This is a genomic window from Sanguibacter sp. HDW7, from assembly GCF_011300875.1.
In the GTDB taxonomy this organism is placed as follows: Bacteria; Actinomycetota; Actinomycetes; order Actinomycetales; family Cellulomonadaceae; genus Flavimobilis.
This window is the reverse complement of sequence record NZ_CP049862.1, coordinates 2,671,855-2,694,233: the sequence shown is the minus strand read 5'-3', so window position 1 is coordinate 2,694,233 and position 22,379 is coordinate 2,671,855. Positions and strand designations below refer to the sequence as shown.

General features: G+C 69.3%; 20 protein-coding genes. 15 read left to right on the top strand and 5 right to left on the bottom strand.

Annotation, left to right across the window (positions count from 1 at the left end):
* Nucleotides 1–31: 31 nt before the first annotated feature.
* Nucleotides 32–397: a response regulator gene (locus tag G7063_RS12150; protein ID WP_206188153.1), complete on the top strand. Its 366-nt coding sequence runs from the start codon at nucleotides 32–34 to the stop codon at nucleotides 395–397.
* On the top strand, nucleotides 394–891 hold the full coding sequence (locus tag G7063_RS12145) for a hypothetical protein (protein WP_166414623.1): 498 nt from the start codon (nucleotides 394–396) through the stop codon (nucleotides 889–891). Before G7063_RS12150 ends, G7063_RS12145 begins: the two co-directional genes overlap by 4 nt.
* Before the next feature lie 16 nt (nucleotides 892–907).
* Here G7063_RS12145 and G7063_RS12140 read toward each other — a convergent pair whose 3' ends face one another.
* Nucleotides 908–1,438, bottom strand: a complete 531-nt coding sequence (locus G7063_RS12140) for a gluconokinase (RefSeq protein ID WP_240916070.1) — start codon at nucleotides 1,436–1,438, stop codon at nucleotides 908–910.
* 161 nt (nucleotides 1,439–1,599) lie between these two features.
* Here G7063_RS12140 and G7063_RS12135 point away from each other — a divergent pair, with 161 nt between their 5' ends.
* The 5 genes from G7063_RS12135 (at nucleotide 1,600) to G7063_RS12115 (ending at nucleotide 7,387) form a co-directional block, all read left to right on the top strand.
* A complete protein-coding gene (locus G7063_RS12135; protein ID WP_166415353.1) occupies nucleotides 1,600–3,063 on the top strand; it encodes an NCS2 family permease in 1,464 nt (487 codons plus the stop codon).
* A gap of 102 nt (nucleotides 3,064–3,165) precedes the next feature.
* Nucleotides 3,166–4,362 (top strand): mannose-6-phosphate isomerase, class I, encoded by a 1,197-nt coding sequence (gene manA, locus G7063_RS12130; protein WP_166414622.1) that lies wholly within the window; start codon nucleotides 3,166–3,168, stop codon nucleotides 4,360–4,362.
* Nucleotides 4,363–4,394: 32 nt separating this feature from the next.
* On the top strand, nucleotides 4,395–5,528 hold the full coding sequence (locus G7063_RS12125) for an LCP family protein (protein ID WP_166414621.1): 1,134 nt from the start codon (nucleotides 4,395–4,397) through the stop codon (nucleotides 5,526–5,528).
* Between the two features lie 75 nt (nucleotides 5,529–5,603).
* Nucleotides 5,604–6,053 (top strand): MarR family winged helix-turn-helix transcriptional regulator, encoded by a 450-nt coding sequence (locus G7063_RS12120; RefSeq protein ID WP_166414620.1) that lies wholly within the window; start codon nucleotides 5,604–5,606, stop codon nucleotides 6,051–6,053.
* The gene (locus tag G7063_RS12115) at nucleotides 6,050–7,387 is read left to right on the top strand and encodes an MFS transporter (RefSeq protein ID WP_166414619.1); all 1,338 of its coding nucleotides are present in this window, start codon (nucleotides 6,050–6,052) and stop codon (nucleotides 7,385–7,387) included. The genes G7063_RS12120 and G7063_RS12115 overlap by 4 nt, the downstream gene beginning before the upstream one ends.
* 10 nt (nucleotides 7,388–7,397) lie before the next feature.
* Here the strand turns inward: G7063_RS12115 and rfbA are convergent, their stop codons facing one another.
* Nucleotides 7,398–8,264 carry a glucose-1-phosphate thymidylyltransferase RfbA gene (gene rfbA, locus G7063_RS12110; protein WP_166414618.1) on the bottom strand — a complete coding sequence of 289 codons (867 nt, stop codon included), beginning with the start codon at nucleotides 8,262–8,264 and terminating at the stop codon, nucleotides 7,398–7,400.
* Between the two features lie 542 nt (nucleotides 8,265–8,806).
* On the opposite strand from rfbA, the gene G7063_RS12105 reads away from it, so the two are divergent.
* The 6 genes from G7063_RS12105 (at nucleotide 8,807) to G7063_RS12080 (ending at nucleotide 15,635) form a co-directional block, all read left to right on the top strand.
* Entirely contained in the window at nucleotides 8,807–10,024 is a 1,218-nt protein-coding gene (locus G7063_RS12105) for a glycosyltransferase family 4 protein (protein WP_166414617.1), read from the top strand.
* Nucleotides 10,021–10,959, top strand: a complete 939-nt coding sequence (locus G7063_RS12100; protein WP_166414616.1) for an NAD-dependent epimerase/dehydratase family protein — start codon at nucleotides 10,021–10,023, stop codon at nucleotides 10,957–10,959. Before G7063_RS12105 ends, G7063_RS12100 begins: the two co-directional genes overlap by 4 nt.
* An 86-nt stretch (nucleotides 10,960–11,045) precedes the next feature.
* Nucleotides 11,046–12,791, top strand: a complete 1,746-nt coding sequence (locus G7063_RS12095; protein WP_206188151.1) for a nucleoside-diphosphate sugar epimerase/dehydratase — start codon at nucleotides 11,046–11,048, stop codon at nucleotides 12,789–12,791.
* Complete coding sequence (locus G7063_RS12090; RefSeq protein ID WP_166414615.1) at nucleotides 12,788–13,936, top strand: DegT/DnrJ/EryC1/StrS aminotransferase family protein; 1,149 nt, start codon at nucleotides 12,788–12,790, stop codon at nucleotides 13,934–13,936. The genes G7063_RS12095 and G7063_RS12090 overlap by 4 nt, the downstream gene beginning before the upstream one ends.
* Entirely contained in the window at nucleotides 13,933–14,592 is a 660-nt protein-coding gene (locus G7063_RS12085; RefSeq protein WP_166414614.1) for a sugar transferase, read from the top strand. The genes G7063_RS12090 and G7063_RS12085 overlap by 4 nt, the downstream gene beginning before the upstream one ends.
* Before the next feature lie 59 nt (nucleotides 14,593–14,651).
* The gene (locus G7063_RS12080; protein WP_166414613.1) at nucleotides 14,652–15,635 is read left to right on the top strand and encodes a glycosyltransferase family 4 protein; all 984 of its coding nucleotides are present in this window, start codon (nucleotides 14,652–14,654) and stop codon (nucleotides 15,633–15,635) included.
* On the opposite strand, the gene G7063_RS12075 is transcribed toward G7063_RS12080, so the two are convergent.
* Nucleotides 15,581–16,960 carry an O-antigen ligase gene (locus G7063_RS12075; protein ID WP_166414612.1) on the bottom strand — a complete coding sequence of 460 codons (1,380 nt, stop codon included), beginning with the start codon at nucleotides 16,958–16,960 and terminating at the stop codon, nucleotides 15,581–15,583. The genes G7063_RS12080 and G7063_RS12075 overlap by 55 nt on opposite strands.
* Nucleotides 16,961–17,021: 61 nt before the next feature.
* The gene (locus G7063_RS12070) at nucleotides 17,022–18,164 is read right to left on the bottom strand and encodes a hypothetical protein (RefSeq protein ID WP_166414611.1); all 1,143 of its coding nucleotides are present in this window, start codon (nucleotides 18,162–18,164) and stop codon (nucleotides 17,022–17,024) included.
* 314 nt (nucleotides 18,165–18,478) lie between these two features.
* On the opposite strand from G7063_RS12070, the gene G7063_RS12065 reads away from it, so the two are divergent.
* Nucleotides 18,479–19,519, top strand: a complete 1,041-nt coding sequence (locus G7063_RS12065; protein ID WP_166414610.1) for a hypothetical protein — start codon at nucleotides 18,479–18,481, stop codon at nucleotides 19,517–19,519.
* On the top strand, nucleotides 19,516–20,949 hold the full coding sequence (locus G7063_RS12060; protein WP_166414609.1) for an oligosaccharide repeat unit polymerase: 1,434 nt from the start codon (nucleotides 19,516–19,518) through the stop codon (nucleotides 20,947–20,949). The genes G7063_RS12065 and G7063_RS12060 overlap by 4 nt, the downstream gene beginning before the upstream one ends.
* A 113-nt stretch (nucleotides 20,950–21,062) precedes the next feature.
* Here the strand turns inward: G7063_RS12060 and G7063_RS12055 are convergent, their stop codons facing one another.
* Nucleotides 21,063–22,334, bottom strand: coding sequence for a nucleotide sugar dehydrogenase (locus G7063_RS12055; protein ID WP_240916069.1), 1,272 nt, complete (start codon nucleotides 22,332–22,334; stop codon nucleotides 21,063–21,065).
* Between the last annotated feature and the right edge of the window lie 45 nt (nucleotides 22,335–22,379).

The window sequence follows — 22,379 nt, the reverse complement described above, 5'->3', positions numbered from 1 at the left end:
CGAAGCAGGAACGAAGGAGAGAGGGGCTGACATGAGCCTGTATGTCATGGTCGCTGACGACTCGCGCGTCATGAGGCAGATCGTCGTGCGGACGCTGCGTCAGGCGGGGTACGACTGGGAGATCCTCGAGGCTGTCGACGGGCAGGACGCGTTCGACAAGGCGCGCGCCGAGCAGCCCGACTTCGTCCTCTCGGACTGGAACATGCCCGGTCTCACGGGCATCGAGCTGCTGAGGGCGCTGCGCGCTGCGGGCGACGACGTGCCGTTCGCGTTCATCACGTCGGAGGGGTCGGCGGAGATGCGGGCCCAGGCCGAGGAGGCGGGGGCGCTGTTCCTCGTGTCGAAGCCGTTCACCCCGGAGGCGTTCCGCGACGCGATCGAGCCGGTGCTCGCATGAGCGCCCCGACGCCGCTGCCGAGCGCGCTCGCAGCCCGCGAGCTCCTCGAGGGGCTTGTCGGGCGGGACGTCAACGTCGCGGTGCGCGGTCGCGGCATCGACCCCGCGCGCGGTCTGGGTGTGACGGTCGCGGAGTACGTCGACGACCAGATGCAGCTGGCGGCGCTCGTCGTCGCTGAGCTCGAGCTGGCTGCGGCGGCGGGCTCGGCGATCGGTCTCGTGCCGGCCAAGGAGGTCGAAGCCTCGGTGAGGTACAAGGAGCTGAGCGCCGCTCAGCTCGAGAACTTCGGCGAGATCTGCAACGTGCTCGCGTCGTTGTTCAACGCGGACGGCGCGCCGCACCTGCGGTTCACGACGATGCACCAGCCGGGGGCGGCGCTCCCGGGGGACGTCGGGCAGTGGGTGACGGCGCACGTCGCGCGTCTCGACCTCGACGTCGAGGTCTCGGGTTACGGCGCGGGAGCGTTCGCGGTCGTCGTCGTCCCTCGCGGCTGAGGCGCGGCCGTCAGCGTCACTGCCGGAGGTTCGCGGCCCTCCACCAGTCGGCGGCCGCGTCTGCGAGCTCGTCGGGTGTCGCGGCGACGTCGAGCCTGATCCCGACCTCGTCGTCCGCGAGGGCCTCGAGCGTCGCGAGCTGTGTACCGAGCAGCGACGAGGGCATGAAGTGGTCGGTGCGGGCGCCGAGGCGTGCGGCGAGGAGCTCGGGCGCGCCGTCGAGGTGGACGTGGGTGGTGCCCGGAGCGCCCGCCCGCAGGCGGTCTCGGTAGGTGCGGCGCAGGGCTGAGCACGCGACGACGAGGCCGTCGGGGGCCGCGACGAGGGTCGCGGCCACGAGGTCGAGCCAGGGTGCGCGGTCGTCGTCGGTGAGGGGGATGCCCGCGCTCATGCGCGCGACGTTCGCATCGGGGTGGAGGTCGTCGGCGTCGACGAACTGCACGCCGAGACGTGCGGCGAGGAGCGTCGCGACCGTCGACTTGCCGCAGCCGGAGACGCCCATGACGACGATCCGTGGGCGCGGTGCGGGCGGGGTTCCGTGTGCCACGGCTGCGGGTCCTCCTGGGTGCGGTGATGTGCTCCGATCAGGCTAGGGCACGACGCCCGGTAGGACAGAGGTCCCCGCCCGAGGTCGGGACCAGGTCGAAGATGCCTCAACGAGTCCGGAACCTGAGAAGTTCCCGCATGAAATTGCATTCCCGTGGGAATATGCGGGGCATGACTTCCTCCCCCTCCACGGTCGCGCCCGCAAGCGCGATCGACCGCTTCTTCAAGATCTCCGAGCGCGGCTCGACGATCGGTGCGGAGATCCGCGGCGGCCTCGTGACCTTCCTCGCGATGGCGTACATCATCGCCCTCAACCCGCTCATCCTCGGTGGTGTCCCGGACAGCACCGGCGCCTTCCTCGGTGGTGCGGACGACAACCTCGCGAAGATCGCTGCGGTGACCGCGCTCGCGGCCGGCGTGCTGTCGATCCTCATGGGCCTCGTGGCGAACTTCCCCATGGCGCTCGCCGCCGGTCTCGGCCTCAACGCGGTCGTCGCCTTCCAGATCGCCGGTATGCCGAAGATGACCTGGGCCGACGCGATGGGCATCGTCGTCCTCGAGGGTCTCGTCATCCTCGTGCTCGTCCTCACGGGCTTCCGCACCGCAGTGTTCAAGGCGGTCCCGCGCACGCTCAAGACGGCGATCTCGGTGGGCATCGGCCTGTTCATCGCGCTCATCGGCTTCGTCAACGCGGGCTTCGTCCGTCAGGGTGGCGGCACGCCGCTCGAGCTCGGCATCGGTGGTTCGCTGCAGACCTGGCCCGTCGTCGTCTTCGTCGTCGGCCTCACGGTCGCGGTCGTCCTCACGGCGCGCAACGTCCGCGGTGCGCTGCTCATCGCGATCGTCTCGGCGACGGTCGTCGCGCTCGTCATCGAGAAGGTCGCGGGCCTCGGCCCCGCGGTCGTCAACCCCAAGGGCTGGCACCAGAACGTCCCGGCGCTCGACGGCTCGCCCGTCGCCGTTCCGGACTTCTCGCTCGTCGGCAACTTCTCGCTCTTCGGCGCGTTCGGCAAGATCGGCGTCGTCTCGGTGCTGCTCCTCGTCTTCGCCCTCCTGCTCGCGGACTTCTTCGACACGATGGGCACGATGGTCGCGGTCGGCTCGGAGGCCAAGCTGCTCGACGCCGACGGCAACCCGCCCAAGGCGACGCAGATCCTCGTCGTCGACTCCGTCGCCGCCGCGGTCGGCGGCATGGCCTCGGCGTCGTCGAACACGAGCTACGTCGAGTCGACGACGGGTGTCGCTGCAGGTGCCCGCACGGGTCTCGCGGCAGTCGTCACGGGCGTCTGCTTCCTGCTGGCGACGTTCCTCGCGCCGCTCGTCAACCTCATCCCCAACGAGGCGGCCGCCCCGGCGCTCGTCATCGTCGGTTACCTCATGATGACGCAGGTCCTCGACATCGACTGGAAGTCGCCGGACATCGCGATCCCCGCGTTCCTCACCCTCGCGATCATGCCGTTCGCGTACTCGATCACTGCGGGCATCGGCGTCGGCTTCATCGCCCACGTCGTCATCAAGACGGCGACGGGCAAGGTCCGCAGCGTGCACCCGCTCATGTGGGTCGCCTCGGCGATGTTCGTCGTGTATTTCACGCTCGTTCCGCTGCAGGTCCTGCTGGGCATCTGAGTCTTCGCTAGGCTCGGTCGGACGATCGAACGAGGCCCCGGGCACGCGACGTGCCCGGGGCCTCGGCCGTCCCGGCTCCCGCCGGGCCGAGACAGGAGCCCGATGTACCGCCTCACGAACCCGGTCAAGCACTACGACTGGGGATCGACGACCGCGATCCCGGCGTTCCTGGGGCGTCCGGCCGACGGTCGCCCGGTGGCCGAGGTGTGGATGGGCGCGCACCCGTCGGCCCCGTCGGGCATCAAGGGGCGCGGGCTCGACGAGCTCGTCGCGCAGGACCCGGCGGGGCTGCTCGGCGAGCGTGTGATCGAGCGCTTCGGGCCGCGCCTGCCCTACCTCTTCAAGATCCTCGGGGCCTCGCGCCCCCTGTCGCTGCAGGTGCACCCGGACCTCGCGCAGGCCGCCGCGGGCTTCGCGCACGACGAGCTCACGGGACTCCCCGCGGGGAACCCGGAGCGCAGCTATCACGACGACCAGCACAAGCCGGAGATGCTGCTCGCGCTCTCGCGCTTCGAGGGGCTGTGCGGCTTCCGCCGGCCCCGGCAGGTGCTCGAGCTGCTCGAGCCGCTCGAGGGCGAGCTCGTCGACACGATCCGGTGCGCGCTTCGGGGATCTCCGACGCCGGACGGGATGCGGTCCGCGTTCGAGGCGGTGCTCCGTGCGCGGGGCAGGATCAAGCCTGAGGACATCGAGGTGACGGTCAGGGGCTGCGAGCAGCAGCTGGCCCAGGGCTTCGGCTCGCAGCAGGCGTACGGCACCGTCGCGGCCCTCGCCCACTGGTATCCCGGGGACCCGGGCGCGGTCGCCTCCCTCCTGCTCAACAGGTTCACGCTCGAGCCCGGCGAGACGGTGTTCGTCGGTGCGGGCGTCGTCCATGCGTATCTCGCGGGGCTGGGGCTCGAGGTCATGGCGAGCTCGGACAACGTGCTGCGCGCGGGGCTCACGCGCAAGAAGATCGACGTCGACGAGCTGCTGCGTGTCGTCGACTACGCGGACGTCGCACCTGTGCGGCCGGCGGTCGTGCCTGGCGCGGAGGGACGGCCTGCGGTCGTGCGGGCGCCCGCGCAGGAGTTTGCGCTCGCGCTCGTCGAGCCGACGCGCACCGAACGAGGTCGGGCCACGTACCTCACGCAGGACGGCCCGCGGATCGTGCTGTGCACGGAGGGCACGCTCGCGCTGCGCACCGCGGCGGGCTCGGAGGTTGCCCTCACGCAGGGCGAGTCGGTGTTCGTGCCGGACTCCTCGGGCCGCATCGAGGCGCGGGGTGAAGGTCGTGCGGTCATGGTGTTCGTTCCCTGACATTCCGGGTGGCACGCCCCTAGCCTGGGCAGATGACGACACAGGGGAATGACGACGAGTCGGTTCCGACCCCGCTCCAGGAGGCGACGACGCCTGCGGCAGAGCCTGACGAGGGTGAGGTGCGCGAGCGCAGGGCAGGCCGACGCGCGCTCGTCGTCGCGCTCGTCGCGCTCGGCGGGCTCGTGCTCGTCGTGGCGCTCGCGCTCGGTGGTGGCGCGCTGTGGCTGAACTCGCGCGTCGAGCGGTTCGGTGACCCGTTCACGTCGATCCCGGAGGCTGAACGGCCGACGCGACCGGCGCCGGTCGTGCCCGCGGACAGGGACCCGCTCAACGTGCTCGTGCTCGGCTCTGACTCGCGGATCTCGGCGGGCGACCCGAGCGACTGGCAGGCGGGTGCCCAGCGGACGGACGCGATCATGCTCGTCCACCTCGACGGGGACCGCGAGCACGCGAGCGTCATGTCGATCCCTCGCGACTCGTGGGTCGACGTCCCGGGGCACGGCATGGCGAAGATCAACGCGTCGTACTCCTACGGCGGGCCGGCGCTGCTCGTGCAGACGGTCGAGACGCTCACGGGCGTGCGCATCGACCACGTGGCGATCGCCGACTTCGACTCGTTCACCGAGCTCACCGACGCGCTCGGCGGGGTCGAGATCACGGTGGGGCAGGACGTGTACGACTCGGGCGGCCTGGGCGGTCTCATCGTCGCGAAGGGCACGCACGTGCTCGACGGCAAGCAGGCGCTCGCCTATGCGCGGCAGCGGTACGGCCTGCCGGGCGGCGACTTCGACCGTGTGAAGCGGCAGCAGAACTGGGCGCGCGCGATCCTCACGAAGGCGGTGTCGCAGGGGACGCTCACGGACCCTGCGAAGGCGACGAAGTTCGTCACCACGGTGTCGGGCTCGGTCGCGGTCGACGACGGGCTGGGGCTCGACGATCTCGTGCGGCTCGCGACGGAGCTCAAGGGGCTGCGGTCGAGCGACGTCGCCTTCCTCACTGCGCCGGTCGCGGGGACAGGGTGGAGCCCCGACGGCAAGCAGTCGATCGTCAACCTTGACCTCGAGCTGCTCGCGCCGCTCACGGAGGCGATCGCGACGGACGACGTCACGCGGTACCTCGCGGAGGACCCGGACGCCCCGGAGCTGCTCGGCAAGGACGTGCGCTGAGCCTGTGGTGAACCTGTGTGACGTGCACCCCCCACCCCTGTCCTTAACCGAGGTAATGAACTAGGGTAAGGAGTTGTGGGACAGGACGACATCTGCGCACCGGGCTCGACCCGGGCGGCACTCAGCACCGAGCTCACGTCCGCCGTCAACCGGCTGCAGCGCCGCCTGAGGTCGCAGCGCGGGGACGTCGAGATCGGCGAGGGGCAGATCAACGTCCTCATGACGCTCAAGCACCACGGGGCCATGTCGCCGGGTGCGCTCGCGGACCACGAGCGCGTCTCCGCGCCCGCGATGACCCGGTCGGTCAACGCGCTCTCGGAGCTCGGGCTCGTGTCGAAGCTCGAGCACCCGACGGACCGCCGCCAGGTGCTCGTCGAGCTGAGCGAGCGCGGCGCGGCCGAGGTCGGCACCGTGCGACGGCGTCGTGACCAGTGGCTCGCCAAGCAGCTGAGGTCCCTCACACCTGACGAGCGCGCCACGCTCGCCGCAGCTACGGAACTGATGACACGGATCGCCAACGGATGACCCAGACCTTCGCCTCACTCCGCTTCTTCAACTATCGCGTGTGGTTCGCCGCCGCCCTCGTCGCCAACATCGGCACGTGGATGCAGCGCGTCGCCCAGGACTGGCTCGTCCTCACAGAGCTCTCCGACAACTCGGGTGTCGCCGTCGGCATCGTCACGGCCCTGCAGTTCGTCCCCGCCCTCCTCTTCTCTCCCTACGCGGGCGTCATCGCGGACCGGGTCGACAACCGCAAGCTGCTCATGTGGACGCAGGCGCTGCAGGGCGTGCTCGCGGTCCTCCTCGGAGGCCTCGTCATCTCGGGTCGTGCCGAGCTGTGGCACGTGTACGTGCTCGCGTTCGCGCTCGGCTCGGTCTCGGCTTTCGACGGTCCCGCGCGCATGACCTTCGTCGCAGCGATGGTCCCGCAGGACTCGCTCGCCAACGCCGTCGGCCTCAACTCGGCGTCGTTCAACGCCGCACGCCTCATCGGCCCGGGCCTCGCGGGCCTGCTCATCGCGGCGGTCGGCTCCGGCTGGGCGTTCGTCATCAACGGCGTCTCGTTCGCGGCGACGATCGCGGCGATGATGCTCATGCGCACGGCGGAGCTGCGGCCGTTGCCGCGCGCCGACCGCTCCAAGGGCGGGATGCGCCAGATGCGCGAGGGCGTCGGGTACATCCGCCAGCGCACCGACATCCTCGTCATCATGGCGGTCGCCGGCGTCGTCTCGGCACTCGGCCTCAACTTCCAGCTGACGAGCGCGCTCATGGCGACGAGCGAGTTCGGCAAGGGCGCGGGGGAGTACGGCATCCTTGGCTCCGTCCTCGCGATCGGTTCCCTCACGGGCGCGCTGCTCGCGGCGCGGCGCAAGCGCCCGCGCGTGCGCCTCGTCATCGGTGCTGCGTTCGCGTTCGGCGCGGCGAGCGGCGTCATGGCGCTCATGCCGACGTTCTGGTCGTACGCCGCCGCCTCGATCCTCGTGGGCCTGTGCTCGCTGACGATGCTCACCGCGGCGAACACGACGCTGCAGATGAGCGTCGCCCCGCAGATGCGCGGGCGCGTCATGTCGATCTACCAGATGGTCCTGCTCGGCGCGACGCCCATCGGCTCGCCGCTCGTCGGCTGGATCGGCGAGCACTGGGGAGCGCGCTGGTCGATCGGCGTCGGCGCGATCGCCTCGCTGCTCGTCGCCATCGCCGCAGCCTGGTGGACGAAGCGTCGCTGGGAGTACGACGTGCGCTACTCGCTCACGGAGCGGCCGCACCTGCAGGTGCGGTACCACGAGCCCGTGACGCGCGACGCTGTACGCGACGGCCTGCGCACTGATGACGCGCAGCAGAGGTCGGCGGCGGCGTAGCGGGTCGGGGTCAGGCCTCGTCGAGGAGGCCCAGCAGGTAGGTGCCGTAGCCGGACTTCTCGAGCGCGCGACCGCGGGCTGCGAGCTCCTCGTCGCTGAGGAACCCGTGGCGCCACGCGATCTCCTCGGGGGCACCGATCTTCATGCCCTGACGGTTCTCGATCGTCCGGACGAAGTCCGAGGCCTCGAGCAGCGAGTCGAACGTGCCGGTGTCGAGCCATGCCGTCCCACGGGGCAGGACTCCGACCTGCAGCCGTCCCTGCCGCAGGTACTCCTTGTTGACGTCCGTGATCTCGTACTCGCCGCGGGCCGACGGCGCGAGGTCCTTCGCGATCTCGACGACGTCGTTGTCGTAGAAGTACAGCCCGGGGATCGCGTACGAGCTCTTGGGCTGCGCGGGCTTCTCCTCGAGGGAGACTGCGCGGCCCGCCGCGTCGAACTCGACGACACCGTACGCGGTCGGGTCGGAGACGCGGTACGCGAAGATCGCGCCACCGTCGACGTCGCTGAACGACTGGAGCTGGGTCCCGAGCCCGGGGCCGTAGAAGATGTTGTCACCCAGGACGAGCGCCGCCTTCTCGGAGCCGATGAAGTCCTCGCCGAGGATGAACGCCTGCGCGAGCCCGTTGGGCTCCGCCTGGACGGTGTAGCTGATCGAGATGCCGAACTGCGAGCCGTCGCCGAGGAGCCGCTGGAACTGCTCGGCGTCGTGCGGGGTCGTGATGACGAGAACGTCGCGGATCCCGGCGAGCATGAGCGTCGAGAGCGGGTAGTAGATCATCGGCTTGTCGTAGACCGGCACGAGCTGCTTGCTCACACCGAGGGTGATGGGGTGGAGCCGGGTGCCGGAGCCGCCGGCCAGGATGATTCCGCGCATAGGCTCATCTTGCCTGACATCCAACTCTTCGTGCTGATCCGGTCTCACTGCGGCGACGTAGGCCAAGCGCGAGCCGCGACGGCAGTAGGGCCGACGTAGCGCCCGTCCTGGTTCGGCAGTAGGCGGCCGTCGACCGAAGCGCGGGGCGCCGGCCGGGTAACGACTGTGGCGACGCGGCGGCTCGCGTCGACCTCGGGGGATCGCACCTGCACCCCGCGTCCACGCCTCACCGGTGCGTCTGCTGCCTGCGAGCCCGTCTGGAGCTGCAGCCCTTCGAGGCCCGAGGCGTCGGGAAGGAGCGGGGTGGGTGGGCCGAGCCTCCTTCTGTACCCTCCGCGCGTGGCGCGGCTCATGGCGCAAGGGAGTCACTAGACGCGCTGGCCGGTCAGAGGCGGCAGCCGGTGGCGAGGTAGACTGGCGACGTAGGGACGCATGACAGGACCGGAGGACAGGGACACTGTGCACGACGCTCAGGGCTCAGCTGCCGTCCGCGAAGCGGCAGCGGCCACCGTCGCCCAGCCCGAAGCGACGGAACGCGTTCGATGAACCCCGCCCGTAGGCGAAGCATCCTTCTTGGCGTCACCGCCGACACGTCGCTCCAGCTCATGGCCGGGCTGCCTGCGCGCTACGCCGAGGGTGGCTGGGACGTCCACGTCGTCGCGGACGGAGGCCCGCGCCTCGAGACTCTCGTCGGTGTCCCGCACGTCATCCCGCACGTGGTCCAGATGCGACGCAATCCTTCGGTCCGCGCTGACGTGACCGCACTTGTCGCATGGTGGAAGCTTCTGAGGAGGCTGCGGCCCGACGTCGTCGACGTCGGAACGCCGAAGGCGGGCCTGCTGGGGTCGCTGGCGGCGCTCATCGCGCGCACCCCGGTGCGGGTCTACACGCTTCGTGGCCTGCGCTACGAGTCTGCGACCGGTGCGGGTCGACGAGTGCTCGTCATGCTCGAGCGCATCGCCTGCGCATCCGCGACGCACGTCATCGCGGTGAGCGAGACGCTCCGCGCACGTGCGGTTGACGACGGTGTCGTGCGGGCGAGCAAGGTCGAGGTCCTCGGCGCGGGGTCGTCCAACGGCGTCGACCTCGACCGCTTCGCCCCGGCGAGCCAGGCAGCGGAGGCCGGGGATCTCGGCCTCCGCCTGGGTGCACCGGTCGTCGGGTTCATCGGGCGGATCCACGCGGACAAGGGCGTCGACCTCCTCCTCGATGCCGCAGAGCTCCTCCGGTCCCGAGGCGTCGACTTTCAGCTCCTTGTCGTCGGTGGTGCCGACGACGCGACGGGGCGCGAGCTCGAGAACAGTGCAGCAGCACGCCACCCCGACACGATTCTCACCGGACAGATGGACGATGTGGCTGTGGCGCTGCGCGCGATGGACGTCCTCTGCCTCCCCACCCGGCGCGAGGGCTTCCCGAACGTGGTGCTCGAGGCTGCCGCCTCCGGGATCCCGTGCGTAGCGACGAACGCGACAGGCGTGCCTGACGCCATCGTCGACGGCGTGACCGGCTCGATCGTGGGGTCGAGGGAGGCCGCGGCGCTGGCCGACGCCCTCGAGCCCTACCTCACCGACGCAGACCTGCGGGGACGTGCGGGAGCGGCGGCGCGGCGACGCGCCGAGTCCGACTTCGACCGTGCCCAGGTCCAGACCAGAAAGGTCGCCCACAGCGGCGCCCTCGCCGACGCAGCACGATCGCGTCGCTCACCACGCGTGTCGTCGCCGGCGACCCGCTCAGCACAAGACCAAGGAGACCAGTTGTGAAGGTCCTCATCACCGGCGGCGCCGGCTTCATCGGCCACAACCTCGCCCGCTACCTGCTGGCGCAGCCTGAGATCGACGGGGTGCGGGTCATCGACGACCTCAGCACCGGCAACCGTGCGAACCTCGACGGGATCGACGTGGAGTTCGTCGAGGCGAGCATCCTCGACTACCCGGCGCTCGTCGAGGCGGCGCGTGGGACCGAGGCGATCGTGCACCTCGCGGCCATCCCGAGCGTCCCGCGTTCGGTCGCGAACCCGCGGGCGTCGCACGACGCGAACGCGACCGGGACCCTCAACGTGCTCGAGGCGGCGCGCGAGGCGGGCGTCGGCTACGTCGCGGTGGCATCGTCAAGCTCGGTCTACGGCTCGAACCCCACATTGCCCAAGAGCGAGTACGCCTGGACCCGACCGATGAGCCCCTACGCGGTCTCGAAGCTCGCGACCGAGAGCTATGCGATCGCCTACCAGTTCTCCTACGGGCTCAAGACCCTCGCGTTCCGCTTCTTCAACGTCTATGGCCCGGGCCAGGTTGCGGGTCACGCCTATGCAGCGGTCATCCCGAAGTTCCTCGACGCGGCTCTCTCCGACCGTCCGCTCGAGATCCAGGGCGACGGCACGCAGTCGCGTGACTTCACGTACGTCGACACCCTGTGCTCGGTCATCCACCAGGCGGTCGTGGGCCAGATCGCGAGCACCGACCCGGTCAACCTCGCGTTCGGCACGCGCACGAGCCTGCTCGAGCTCATCGAGCTGCTCGAGTCCCAGCTCGGGCGCGAGCTGCCGCGGGTCCACACCGACCCACGCGTCGGCGACGTCAAGGCGTCGCAGGCCGACAGCACGCGTCTGCGCGAGCTGTTCCCCGACGTCGTGCAGGTCCCGCTCGAGGAGGGCACCGCGCGCACGATCGCCTGGTTCGAGGAAGGCTCCGCCCGCTGACGAGGGTGACTGGGGCACTACCCGCAGGCACGAGGCCCGGCGCTAGTCTTGTCGGGGCGAGCTATTTGGACGAAAGAGGAAGAGACGTGCTGTACAACCCGGTACTCCGGCGCGCGACCGTGGCTGCGTGGGACGTGGCGTGCTGGGTCGTCGCGACCGTGTTCGTCGTCGGTATCCGCTACGACTTCACGATCAACGCCGACCAGACGCGATCGACGGTCATCTACATGGCCGTGTCGGGGGTCCTCCTCGTGGGCATCGGCTACGCGGTCAAGCTCTACAGGGGCCGCTACCGCATCGCATCGTTCGACGAGGCGCTCGCCCTGGCGGCGCTCGCGCTCGTCGTGGGTATCGTCACGCTGCTCGTCTTCGTCGTCGCCGGCGACGAGCTGCCGCGCGCGATCGCGTTCCTCGTCCCAGCCATCGCACTCATCGCGATGGCCGGTGGTCGGTGGGCGTACCGGGCCCGTCGGCGGGTTCGGCAGGACGAGGGCGGGGACCGGAGGCGCGTGCTCATCTACGGGGCAGGGGACGCCGGTCACCAGCTGCTCCGCGTCATCCTCACGGACTCCGCCGCCAAGTACACGACCGTCGGCTTCATCGACGACAACCCGGCCAAGCGCAACCTGCGGCTCGTCGGGGTGCCCGTCCTCGGCGCGCGCGACGACCTCGTCCACATCGCGGCGGAACGTGACGTCGACACGGTGATCCTCGCGGTCTCGCGCATCAAGGGCGAGCGGCTCGGCGAGATCCAGGACCTCGTCGAGGGTGCGGGGCTCGAGTTCCTCGCGATCCCGAGCCTCTCGTCGCTCATCGGCGGTCGCGTGCAGCTGCGCGACGTCAAGGAGGTCGACATCACCGATGTACTCGGGCGACACCAGATCGACACGGACCTCGGCGCCATCGCGGACTACCTCTCCGGCAAGCGAGTCCTCATCACCGGCGCCGGAGGGTCCATCGGCTCCGAGCTCGCGCGCCAGGTCTACCGGTTTGGCCCGTCAGAGCTTGTGCTTCTCGACCGCGACGAGTCGGCGCTCCACTCCGTCCAGCTCTCGATCTACGGCAAAGGTCTCCTCGACACCCGCGACATGGTGCTCGTCGACATCCGTGACCGCGACGCGCTGCGAGCGGTGTTCGAGGAGCACCGACCCGAGATCGTCTTCCATGCAGCAGCCCTCAAGCACCTGCCGATGCTCGAGATGTACCCCGAGGAGGGGTGGAAGACGAATGTCCTGGGAACCTACAACCTGCTCGGTCTTGCGGCAGAGACGGGGGTGACCCACTTCGTCAACGTCTCGACGGACAAGGCTGCGGACCCGACGAGCGTCCTCGGACGGACGAAGCGCGTGGCGGAGCAGCTGACCGCGTGGCAGTCGGCGCGGGCGGAGGGCACCTACATGTCCGTCCGGTTCGGCAACGTCCTCGGCTCCCGCGGGTCGATGCTCCACACCTTCAACGCCCAGATCGAGGCCGGTGGACCGCTCACCGTGACGCACCCGGACGTCACGCGATTCTTCATGACGATCCCCGAGGCGTGCCAGCTTGTCATTCAGGCAGGAGCCATCGGCTCACCGGGATCAGTTCTTGTTCTCGACATGGGTCAGCCCGTGAAGATCCTCGACGTCGCGCGGCGGCTCGTCGCGCGCTCCGGCAGGAACATCGAGATCGTCTTCACCGGCCTCCGCCCCGGGGAGAAGATGCACGAAGACCTTTTCGGGACCGCGGAGGACCGTGCCGAGACGGGGCATCCCCTCATCTCGCACGTTCCGGTCCCCGCGATCGACCCGGCGGACCTCGAGCGAGTTCACGACGAGCAGGAGGACGCCAGATGAGCGCCCGGATCTACATGTCGTCCCCTGACATCACGCAGGCGGAGGAGAACGGCGTCCTCGACGCGATCCGCTCCGGGTGGGTCGCACCGCTCGGTCCGGTCGTCGACGCGTTCGAGGCGGAGATGGCGGCGTTCACCGGCCGTGAGCACGCGGTTGCGCTGTCGTCCGGGACAGCCGCGCTCCACCTTGCGCTCCTCGGGGTCGGGGCCGGCCCTGGAACCGTCGTCGTCACCGCCACCATGACGTTCGCCGCGACCGCCAATGCGATCGTCTACACCGGCGCCGAGCCGGTCTTCGTCGATTGCGACGCCACCGGCAACATCGATGTCGAGCTCCTCGCCGAGACGCTCGACGACCTGGTGTCGACGGGCCGGACTGTCGCGGCGGTCGTCCCGGTCGACCTCCTCGGGAAGATCGCCGACCATGCCGGGGTGTCCGCGGCTGCCGAGAAGCACGGGATCCCGGTCGTCGTCGACGCGGCGGAGTCGCTCGGGGCCGTGCGTGACCTTCGCCCGGCCGGAAGTCAGGGCCTGGTCTCCGCCGTGTCCTTCAACGGCAACAAGATCATGACGACGTCGGGTGGCGGCATGCTCCTCACCGACGACGCAGCCACCGCCGATCGCGCCCGGTATCTCGCGACTCAGGCACGTCAGCCCGTCGTCCATTACGAGCACACCGATGTCGGCTACAACTATCGGCTCTCCTCGCTCCTCGCAGGCCTGGGGCGTGCGCAGCTCGAGCGGCTTCCCGCGATGATCGAGCGACGTCGCTCCTGGCGGCTCGCCTACCGTGAGCTCGTCGCCCCGGTCGCCGGCGTCGAGGTCTTCGGCGGAGAGGACGGCTCAGGCGGCGGGACGGACCACGACAACTTCTGGCTCACGTCGATCCTCGTCGACCCCGTCGTCGCCGGGTTCACGACGACCGAGCTGCGTGAGCACCTGGCGGGGTACGACATCGAGTCGCGCCCGCTATGGAAGCCTATGCACCTGCAGCCCGTCTTCGACGGGCGCCAGTACGTCGGCGGCGCCGTTTCCGAGCGGCTCTTCGAGACCGGACTCTCGCTGCCCAGCGGTTCGGCGCTCTCGGACGAGCAGTTCGCGCGCGTCACCGGCGCCATCGACGAGTTCTTCGCGGGGCGTGCGTGACGCACCGACCCTACGACCGCGCCAAGCGCGTCCTCGACGCCGTGGTCGGAGGCGTGGCACTTGTCGCCAGCCTGCCCGTCCAGGCCGTCGTGGCGCTTCTCGTCGCAACGAAGCTCGGTCGTCCCGTGCTCTTCCGCCAGGAGCGCCCCGGCAAGGATGGCGAGATCTTCGAGCTGCGCAAGTTCCGCTCGATGCTCCCTGTCGATGAGTCCACCGGGCATGTGACCGACGCTGATCGGCTCACCCCTTTCGGCAAGGTCCTGCGGTCCACGAGCCTCGATGAGCTCCCTTCGCTGTGGAACGTGGTCCGCGGCGACATGAGCATCGTCGGTCCGCGACCGCTCCTGCCGTCGTACCTTCCGCTCTACGACGCCCGACAGGCGCGTCGGCACGAGGTGCGCCCAGGTCTCACGGGCCTCGCTCAGGTGACGGGCCGCAACGCGACGACGTGGGAGGAGCGGCTGCGCCTCGACGTCGACTACGTCGAGAAGAGGTCCCTGAGGGTCGACCTGATGATCGTCGTCCGGACGTTCACGACCGTACTGTCGCGGTCCGGGGTCTCGGCTGAGGGCGAGGCGACCATGGCGCCGTTCACGGGCTCGACCTCGGCTGTCCAGAGCGCGGAGTCCGCCCCGAGCGCGGGGGCCGCAGAGTGACCTCACCGCTCGTCACAGTGACGCCGTACGGCCGTTCCGGCGCTTCGTCGAGGGTGCGCGTGTTCGAGTGGCTCGACCACCTCGGGCTTGACGCACGATCAGAGACCTACCTCGGGGGCGCATCCGCAGGCCTCGGTGCCCTCCGCTCCGACATGCGCGGTGTCCTGGCTGCCGAAAGACGACTGCGTCGACTGGGCCGTGACGTCGCAGACTCGACGGTGCTTCTCAGCCGAAACGCGAGTCCTCTCTCACGTGGCGGCATCGAGTCATCGCTGCTCCGGGCTTCCGCGCACGGGGTCTATGACTTCGACGACGCGCTCTTCGCCGATCCGGCGCGTGGTGCACGTGGCCTGTTCGCGAAGTCCCACATCTGGAAGCGTGCGGTCGATTCGGCGGACGTCGTCATCGCCGGCAATGACTATCTTGCGGACGCAGCGTCGGATCACGCGAGCGACGTCCGGGTCGTGCCGAGCTGTGTCGAGCCCGCCGACTACCTCGTCAAGAGCGATCATCGACATGAGGGCCGACCGCCGCGGGCAGTCTGGCTCGGAAGTCCATCGACCGAGAAGTACCTGCTCCTGGTCGCCGACTCGCTGCTCAGAGAGCATGCACGCAGCGGCCTGACGCTCCGTGTTGTCTCCCGAGGTCGGGCACCACTCGGTCAGCTCGATCCGATGGTTGAGCGCATCGACTGGGCGGCCGAGTCGTTTGCCGCCGACATGATCGATGGCGAGTTCGGCATTATGCCCCTTCCGGACGATCCGTGGACGCGCGGCAAGTGCGCCTACAAGCTGCTCCAGTACGGGGCGGCGGGGCTCCCCGTCATCGGGAGCCCGGTCGGAGCGAGCGCCGAGGCGCTCGGTGCGCTCAGCGGGGCTGCGGCTGACGGTGAAGAAGCCTGGAGCGCGTCGCTGGCTGCACTGGTCGATGCGGATGTCGACGGACGTTCGCGCATGGGCGCGCAGGCGCGTGCGGGCGTGGAGGAGAACTACAGCTTCAGGGCATGGGCCGGTACGTGGCGAGGGGCCGTGCTCTCGCCCTGAGCGGTTTGAGGCCGGACACGCTCAAGGCCGCCAGCTCTGGGCGTCAGTCGTGCGGCGACGGTTGCCACGATGATGATGAGGCCCCACCCGACGGGGGTCGCCCAGGTGGGTTCCGTGAGCCCCACGAGGTTGACCGCGACGAGGGTGAGGAGCCCCCATGAACGGGCTGGCGACGGTGCTGCGCGGACGAGGAGGACGACGGAAGCGATCTGTACCGCGATCATGAGTGCCACACCGATCCAACCGACCTGCGGCAAGAAGTCGATCGCAGCGTTGTGACCATGCGCCAGCGGGTTTGGCAATGCGTCGTTGATCTGGCTACGGACTGCGTTGCGTGGCGCCGGCATCCAGTGATAGCTCCAGACGGAGCCCCATCCGGCACCCGTGAGAGGTTTGGCGGACGAGACGTCGATCACGGTGGTCCAGAGAGGCGTCCGACCGTTGAGCGTGGTCGTCCCCTGCGCCACGGCGCGTCCGAGGACAGTAAGGACGGCGATGGCCCCGGCCGCGGAGCCGACGACGAGGATGCGTCGCACAGTGCGTCTTGCCCGTTCCGGCGCGGAACCGAGAAGCTTGCTGTGGAGCACCAGCAGGCACGCGACGCAGAGAATCGCGACGGCCGCGATGGTCCCCGTCGTCGACCTCACCTGCCAGACGACAATGAGCACTCCGCCGAGGAGCGCGACCGTCGTCGCGCGCGCAGCGCGCTTGAGCGCACCGAGCGTGACCACGGCTGGAAGCAGCATGACTATCACGTACGACAGGATGTTGGGATTCCCGTAGAGGCCCTGGAAGGCCGGGTATCGCTCGCTGCGCCCCCACCAGGCAGACCAACGCCGAGGGCCTTCGTACCCGAGCAGCGTCGCGCCGATCGAGAGTGAAAGCGCCGCGACCAGTCCAAGTGCCAGGCCGACAGGAACGTCGTCCGGGTGGCTCCGCGCTGCGGCTGCCCAGGCGATCGCCGCGATCGCGACATAGGTGAGGACGGCGCGGCGAGTCATCGCTGGATGCTGCGACCAGTGGTAGGAGATGGCGAACCAGCCGAGCATCGTGAGGACAAGCAGCGCTGGGGGCAACACGCGTCGCGGCCAGGCGACACGAGACCTTGCAGGCGGAAGCAGCAGGAGGCCAAGGGCGACCGCTATCCCGGCCCACGTCAGCCAGTTGACGAACCGAGGCGCGAACTCACGAGGGTAGGTGAAGGCCATCACGACGAACGCGAGGGTGATCACCGAGAGCAGTCGCCGAGCCATGTCGAGGCTCGACGGCCTCTGGACAGCATGGCGTGGGACGCCGTTCCGTCGCCGGTCGCGGATCGCGCGCATGGCTCTCATCCTAGGTCGGAACGACTAGACCACGCGCCGCGCACCGACCGCCACCGAACTCTCAGGTTATGACGCAGAGTTCAGCTCCACCGAGGTCCGACGCGACCTGCTCGACCACGGACTTGGAGTCGGAGCCAGGAGTCACGCAGAGCACGACCAGGTTCGCGACCGAGGCGAACGGGACAAGGACCTGCGAGGTGATGGACGCTCCGCAGTCCACGACGAGAGTGCGACCAACGCTGAGACGCTCGACGAGCGACGTGACGCTGGCGGGGGAGAGCCGAGGCGCAAGCTCGTCGGCCGAGAGTCCGGACTGCAGCTCCACCGTCGAAGGATCGAGGACGCTCGAGGGGCTGTCGAGCAGTGAGACGAGCGTCGGCCCCTGCACCCCCGTATCGCACGGCGTCGCGCGGACGAGGAGCGCCTGCTGTCCGCCAACCCGGATCGAGCCTGCGAGCCGGGCTGCCAGGTCGTCACCGGCACCCGACCCGATGACGGCGACGACCGCGTCTGCCTGAGCCGGGAGCAGGGAACGGACGCGCAGGACGGTGTCGTCCGACGCGGCGCTGAACACTCGGATGCCGGTGAGTCCCAGGTCGCTCAGATCGGAAGGCACCCGGACCATCCGGTCGAGCGCGCCCCTCAGCAGCGCCGCGAGCAAGCCTGCCAGTGCCGCAAGGATGAGAAGGCCAACACTCGCGGCGACCCAGCTGATGGCCGGTTCATGACGGACCTGACCGTGGCCTCGGAGGTCGATCGAGACCGGTGCGTCGGTGCCGAGCCGAGCGGTGAGGATGCTACGCGCGCGGTCGATCACCTCTTCCTCGAGAGCGGCGAGCATCGAAGCGCCGTTGGTCGTGAGGCGGTCGTCTACGCGGATGTCGAGAACAGACCGTGTGGCCGAGATCTCGACGGAGTAGACCTCGCGTGCGTCCTTGAGCGCTACGCCGTCGAGGTGCTCCTGGGCAAAGTCGCGCACCGCGGCGGGCGTCGACATCTCGGTGACGACCTGGGTCACGACCCCTTCGACGACCGTCTGGGTGTCGAGGAAGTAGTTCTCGCTCTGGACCACACGACCCACGAGCGCGACCTGAGAAAAGTGCTCGCTCGATGCCCGCGTGGCTCCCGACGCGGCGACGGCGGCGTAGCCGAGCCCGAGGACGACAGCGATCGTGATGGCCGCCGTGATCCAGCGCTCACGCACGATCGTCAAGATCCGTTGAATGTCCATCCCACGCCTTCCGTACGTCCGCCTGTTGTGCGGCACCTCGTGTTCCGCGCAGCGGACCGCCACAACAGGGTAGCCGGGCGGTCGCACGTCGCGCGCCTATACTTGCACCGTCCGCCTTCGGGCTCCAAGTGCAGCCACGGGGGAACCACGTGCAGGCAGTCGCCGCTACCGTCGCCAACGCCGTCTCGATGCTCGCACCGCAGCTCATCGCGCTGGTACTCCTCGGCCCCCAGGACTTCGGCGCCTTCTCGCTCGTCTACCTCGCGTTCGCGTTCGCGTCGTCCGTCATGCTCTCGACGGTCCTCGAGCCTGCGGCGAGGAGCGCTCGCGCGCGCGGCGCGTCGATCGACTCCCTCCGAACCATCGGTGCCGCCACACGGCTCTCTGTCCTTGCCGCGCTGTGCGGCGGAGGCATCGCGCTCGTCGCGGTCGGGGGGCCCGTCCCGACGATTCTCGGCGCCGTCGCATGCTCCGCTGCGACGTTCCGCTCTGCTGCGAGATTTGTCGAGGTGTCCAGCGGAGATGCAAGGCGCGCGACCCGCGGCGACATGGTGGCGACCGTCGGGCTGCTGTCCGGTGCGGGCATCGTCGCGGCCTGGGGTGTCGAGAGCGTCGAGACGTTGCTCGGGGTCTGGGCAGGCGCGATGTTCGCAGGCGCGACAGCGTCGACCTGGCCGCGACTGACCCGCGTGGACCGGCTCCGCGATTGGTTCGCTGACCACCGTGAGGACATCCGGCCGCTACTCCGGGAGTCGCTCGTCATGGATGCCGGGGCGATCGGGGCGCCCTATGCGATCGCTCCGTTCCTCGGGGCGTCGGCGTTCGGGATCTATCGCGCGGTGTCGAACGTCGCGGCCCCGACTCGACTCGTGATGAACCCCCTCCGACCGCTGATCGTCGCGACGCCGCTGCGGACGTTGCTGTCGGTGCGGGGCACGGTCACCGTCGCGGCACTGGCAGTGGTGGCAGGGGCGGGAGCGAGCGCGGTGCTCGTGCTGGTCGACGTGTGGGGCGTGGACCTCGGATCGCTGAGCGCACTCGCGAGGTTCGCCCTGCCCACCGGGATCTTTGTTGCGGCGAGCACCGTCGGTCACCTCGCATACCTCGTGTGCCGGGCGCACAGCAACCCGCGCGAGCTCTGGTTCGGTCGGGTCGCGCAGAGCAGCGTGGCATTCGTCGTGCCGGTCGTGGGTGCGCTGCTCGGAGGGCTGGACGCTGCCATCTGGTGCTACGTCTCCGCGACAGTGGTCGGGTTGGTAGTGTGGATCGTTGCAATTCGGCGCGCAGTTGTTCGCGCGCGTAGCGACGAGGAAGGGGCCGCACGGTGACCGCCAATGCGCTGACGGCGCTGCCGTTCGCGACCGTTCTCGTGGCGCTCTCGGTTCTCGCCGCGCGTGCACGCCCAGGGAGGGTGCTTCCCCTCGTCGCGCACAACCTCGTGTGGGCGGCGGCCTATCTCGTCGTCGGCTCCGAGCTCATCCACTACTCTCCCATCTCGATACGCGCGTGGTTCGTGCTTGTCTCGGGAGCAGTGGCCTTCAACGTCGGGTACCTGCTGTTCACCCGGCCGCGGCGTGGTGCGGACGAGACCGTCGCTGGCTCGTCCGACGAGAGCGGGCCCCCTGACATCGCGCTTGTCGGCCGGCGAGGTCTCCTGGCGCTCCTCGTCGCCTACTCGCTCGGGTTCGGGCTCTACGTCGTGACGATTATGCGCCACTTCGGGCTCATGACACTTCTGCTCAACCCGACGGCGGTGCGCGGTGCGGCCGACGGCTATCTTGCGCTCGTGCCTGCGTGGGCTCGCGTGCTGCTCTTCCTCGGACCGTTGGTCTTTGCCCTGGTGGCCGTCCGGCCTGCGGTGCGTAACTCTCTCCCGCTTGCATGGCGGGTGCTGCTTCTCGCATATCTGGCCGCATCGATGCTTGCGCTGCTCCAGCGGACGAACCTGTTTCTTGCGCTCCTGTGGACGATCTCGGTCTTCCTGTTCACTGCGCGGACCCAGAGTGCCGACAGCGACACGGACCTGGCGGCGCTCCGACGCGCGAGGATCCGCCGCCGAGTCTTCGCAGTCGGGGCGGTCGCAATCGCGCTCGGAGGCTTTGCGGGCTTCCAGGTGGTCGCCGGGGCGCTCGGCAAGGACGGCGGGCAGGCAGTGTCGTCCGGGGCGGTCTCCGAGGCGCTCGCCGGGACGGGTCTCACGTCGGTCGTCACGTACGCGACGGGCGGGATCCCAGCTTTCAGCCAGCTTGTCGAGTCGGACAACCATGAATGGCCAGACCCTGCGCGGCTTGCGTCGCCCGGGCTCCACACGGGCGACTACAACCCGCAGACGTGGGGCGGGGCAACCTTTGAGCCCTTCGTGCGCATCATTCCGATCGTGAGGCCGTGGGAGTCGATCGCAGCATTCGTCGAGATCCCGTTCTACTTCAACGTCTACACGTGGTACGAGACGCTCTACCGAGACTTCCGGTCCGCGGGTGTCATCGTCGGGATGCTCGCGCTCGGGGCTGCCGCAGCCGCGACGTACGTACGCAGGTTCCGGAGTGTGACGGCCTACTGGGTCGGTTCCTACCTCGTCGCACTCATCTTCCTGTGCACGTTCGTGTCGCGCTTCTTCCACTCGATCTACTTCATCAGTCTCGTCCTTGCGCTCGGGCTCGGTCTGCTTGCTGACCGAAGGCGGACGAGGTCGCGACGTGCCCCTTCGCCAGGCGCCGATCTCGGCGATCGTCCATCGCTCACGGGTGCGACACCTTAGCGAGGCAGTCGGGCACCCTGGCGGGCGTCGAACGGCGATATCGCGACAGAAGGCCCCGCCGCCTCGGAACGAGGGGGCAGGGCCTTCTCCGTCTCAGCGTGTGGTGAACCTGGTCAGAGCACCGCGACGTTCGGGCCCTCGAGGACCCGCTGCGTGTCGAGCGTCGGCACGTCGTGCTCGACGAGGAGCTCGTACGGCTGTCCCGAGTGCCCCGTGATGATGACGGCAGCGTCGGTGCGGGCGACCGTCGCGGCGTCGAGGGTGACCTTCTCGACACCCTCGGGCCAGCGGTGGTCCTCGATGAGCTCGTCGACGGCGACGAGGTGCGCGCCGAGGTCGAGCAGGAGCTCGATGAGCTTGAGGGACGGCGACTCGCGGATGTCGCTCGAGTCCTTCTTGTAGGCGAGGCCCATGAGGAGGATCGTCGAGCCCTTGACGGCACGCTCAGCGTCGTTGAGCATCGCGATGAGCCGTGAGACGACGTACTGCGGCATGTGCTCGTTGACGTCGTTGGCCAGCTCGACGAAGCGGAAGTTCTGGCCGAGCTTGCGGCGCACCTGCCACGAGAGGTAGCTGGGGTCGACGGGCAGGCAGTGACCGCCGACGCCGGGGCCGGGCGTGAAGCGCATGTAGCCGAACGGCTTTGTGGACGCGGCGTCGATCGACTCCCAGATGTCGATGTCGAGCTGGTGCGCGAAGATCGCGAGCTCGTTGACGAGCGCGATGTTGACGTGGCGGAACGTGTTCTCGAGCAGCTTGGTGAGCTCGGCCTCCTTCGTGCCGCCGACGGGCACGGTTCGCTCGATGAGCGAGGAGTAGAACGCGTCGACGAGCTCGAGCGAGCGTGCGTCGATCCCGGAGACGACCTTGGGCGTCTCGACGAAACCGAACTTCTTGTTGCCCGGGTCGATGCGCTCGGGCGAGTAGCCGACGTGGAAGTCCTCGCCCGCGCGCAGGCCCGAGGTCTCCTCGAGGATCGGGACGAGCATCTCCTCGGTCGTGCCCGGGTACGTCGTCGACTCGAGGATGACCGTCGAACCAGCAGTGACGAATGGGCCGAGTGCGCGCGCCGAGTCCTCGATGAACGTGAGGTCGGGCAGCGACTCCTTGAGCGGCGTCGGCACGGTGATGACGGCGATGTCGAAGCCCTCGCACGCTGCGTACTCCGTCGTCACGACGTAGCGACCCGAGGCGAGCGCGGCGGCGAGCTCCCCGGAGGAGATGTCCTCGACGTAGGAGTGCCCGGAGGCCAGCTGGCCGACGCGACGCGTGTCGAGGTCGAGACCGACGACGTCGTATCCCTTGGCGACGGCCTGCATCGCGACCGGAAGTCCGACGTACCCCTGTCCGATGACGATGACCTTCTGCGGCTGGTCGTTGCTCAATGCCTTGCTCCTCGCGGGTTCGGGTGGTCCGTCGATCGTAGATCG

Coding starts and splice junctions, on each gene's coding strand:
- G7063_RS12125 (WP_166414621.1), top strand. CDS start 4,395: ATGACGACACAGGGGAATGACGACGAGTCGGTTCCGACCCCGCTCCAG.
- rfbA (WP_166414618.1), bottom strand. CDS start 8,264: ATGCGCGGAATCATCCTGGCCGGCGGCTCCGGCACCCGGCTCCACCCC.
- G7063_RS12145 (WP_166414623.1), top strand. CDS start 394: ATGAGCGCCCCGACGCCGCTGCCGAGCGCGCTCGCAGCCCGCGAGCTC.
- G7063_RS12105 (WP_166414617.1), top strand. CDS start 8,807: ATGAACCCCGCCCGTAGGCGAAGCATCCTTCTTGGCGTCACCGCCGAC.
- G7063_RS12135 (WP_166415353.1), top strand. CDS start 1,600: ATGCGGGGCATGACTTCCTCCCCCTCCACGGTCGCGCCCGCAAGCGCG.
- G7063_RS12065 (WP_166414610.1), top strand. CDS start 18,479: ATGCTCTCGACGGTCCTCGAGCCTGCGGCGAGGAGCGCTCGCGCGCGC.
- G7063_RS12075 (WP_166414612.1), bottom strand. CDS start 16,960: ATGCGCGCGATCCGCGACCGGCGACGGAACGGCGTCCCACGCCATGCT.
- G7063_RS12115 (WP_166414619.1), top strand. CDS start 6,050: ATGACCCAGACCTTCGCCTCACTCCGCTTCTTCAACTATCGCGTGTGG.
- manA (WP_166414622.1), top strand. CDS start 3,166: ATGTACCGCCTCACGAACCCGGTCAAGCACTACGACTGGGGATCGACG.
- G7063_RS12150 (WP_206188153.1), top strand. CDS start 32: ATGAGCCTGTATGTCATGGTCGCTGACGACTCGCGCGTCATGAGGCAG.
- G7063_RS12090 (WP_166414615.1), top strand. CDS start 12,788: ATGAGCGCCCGGATCTACATGTCGTCCCCTGACATCACGCAGGCGGAG.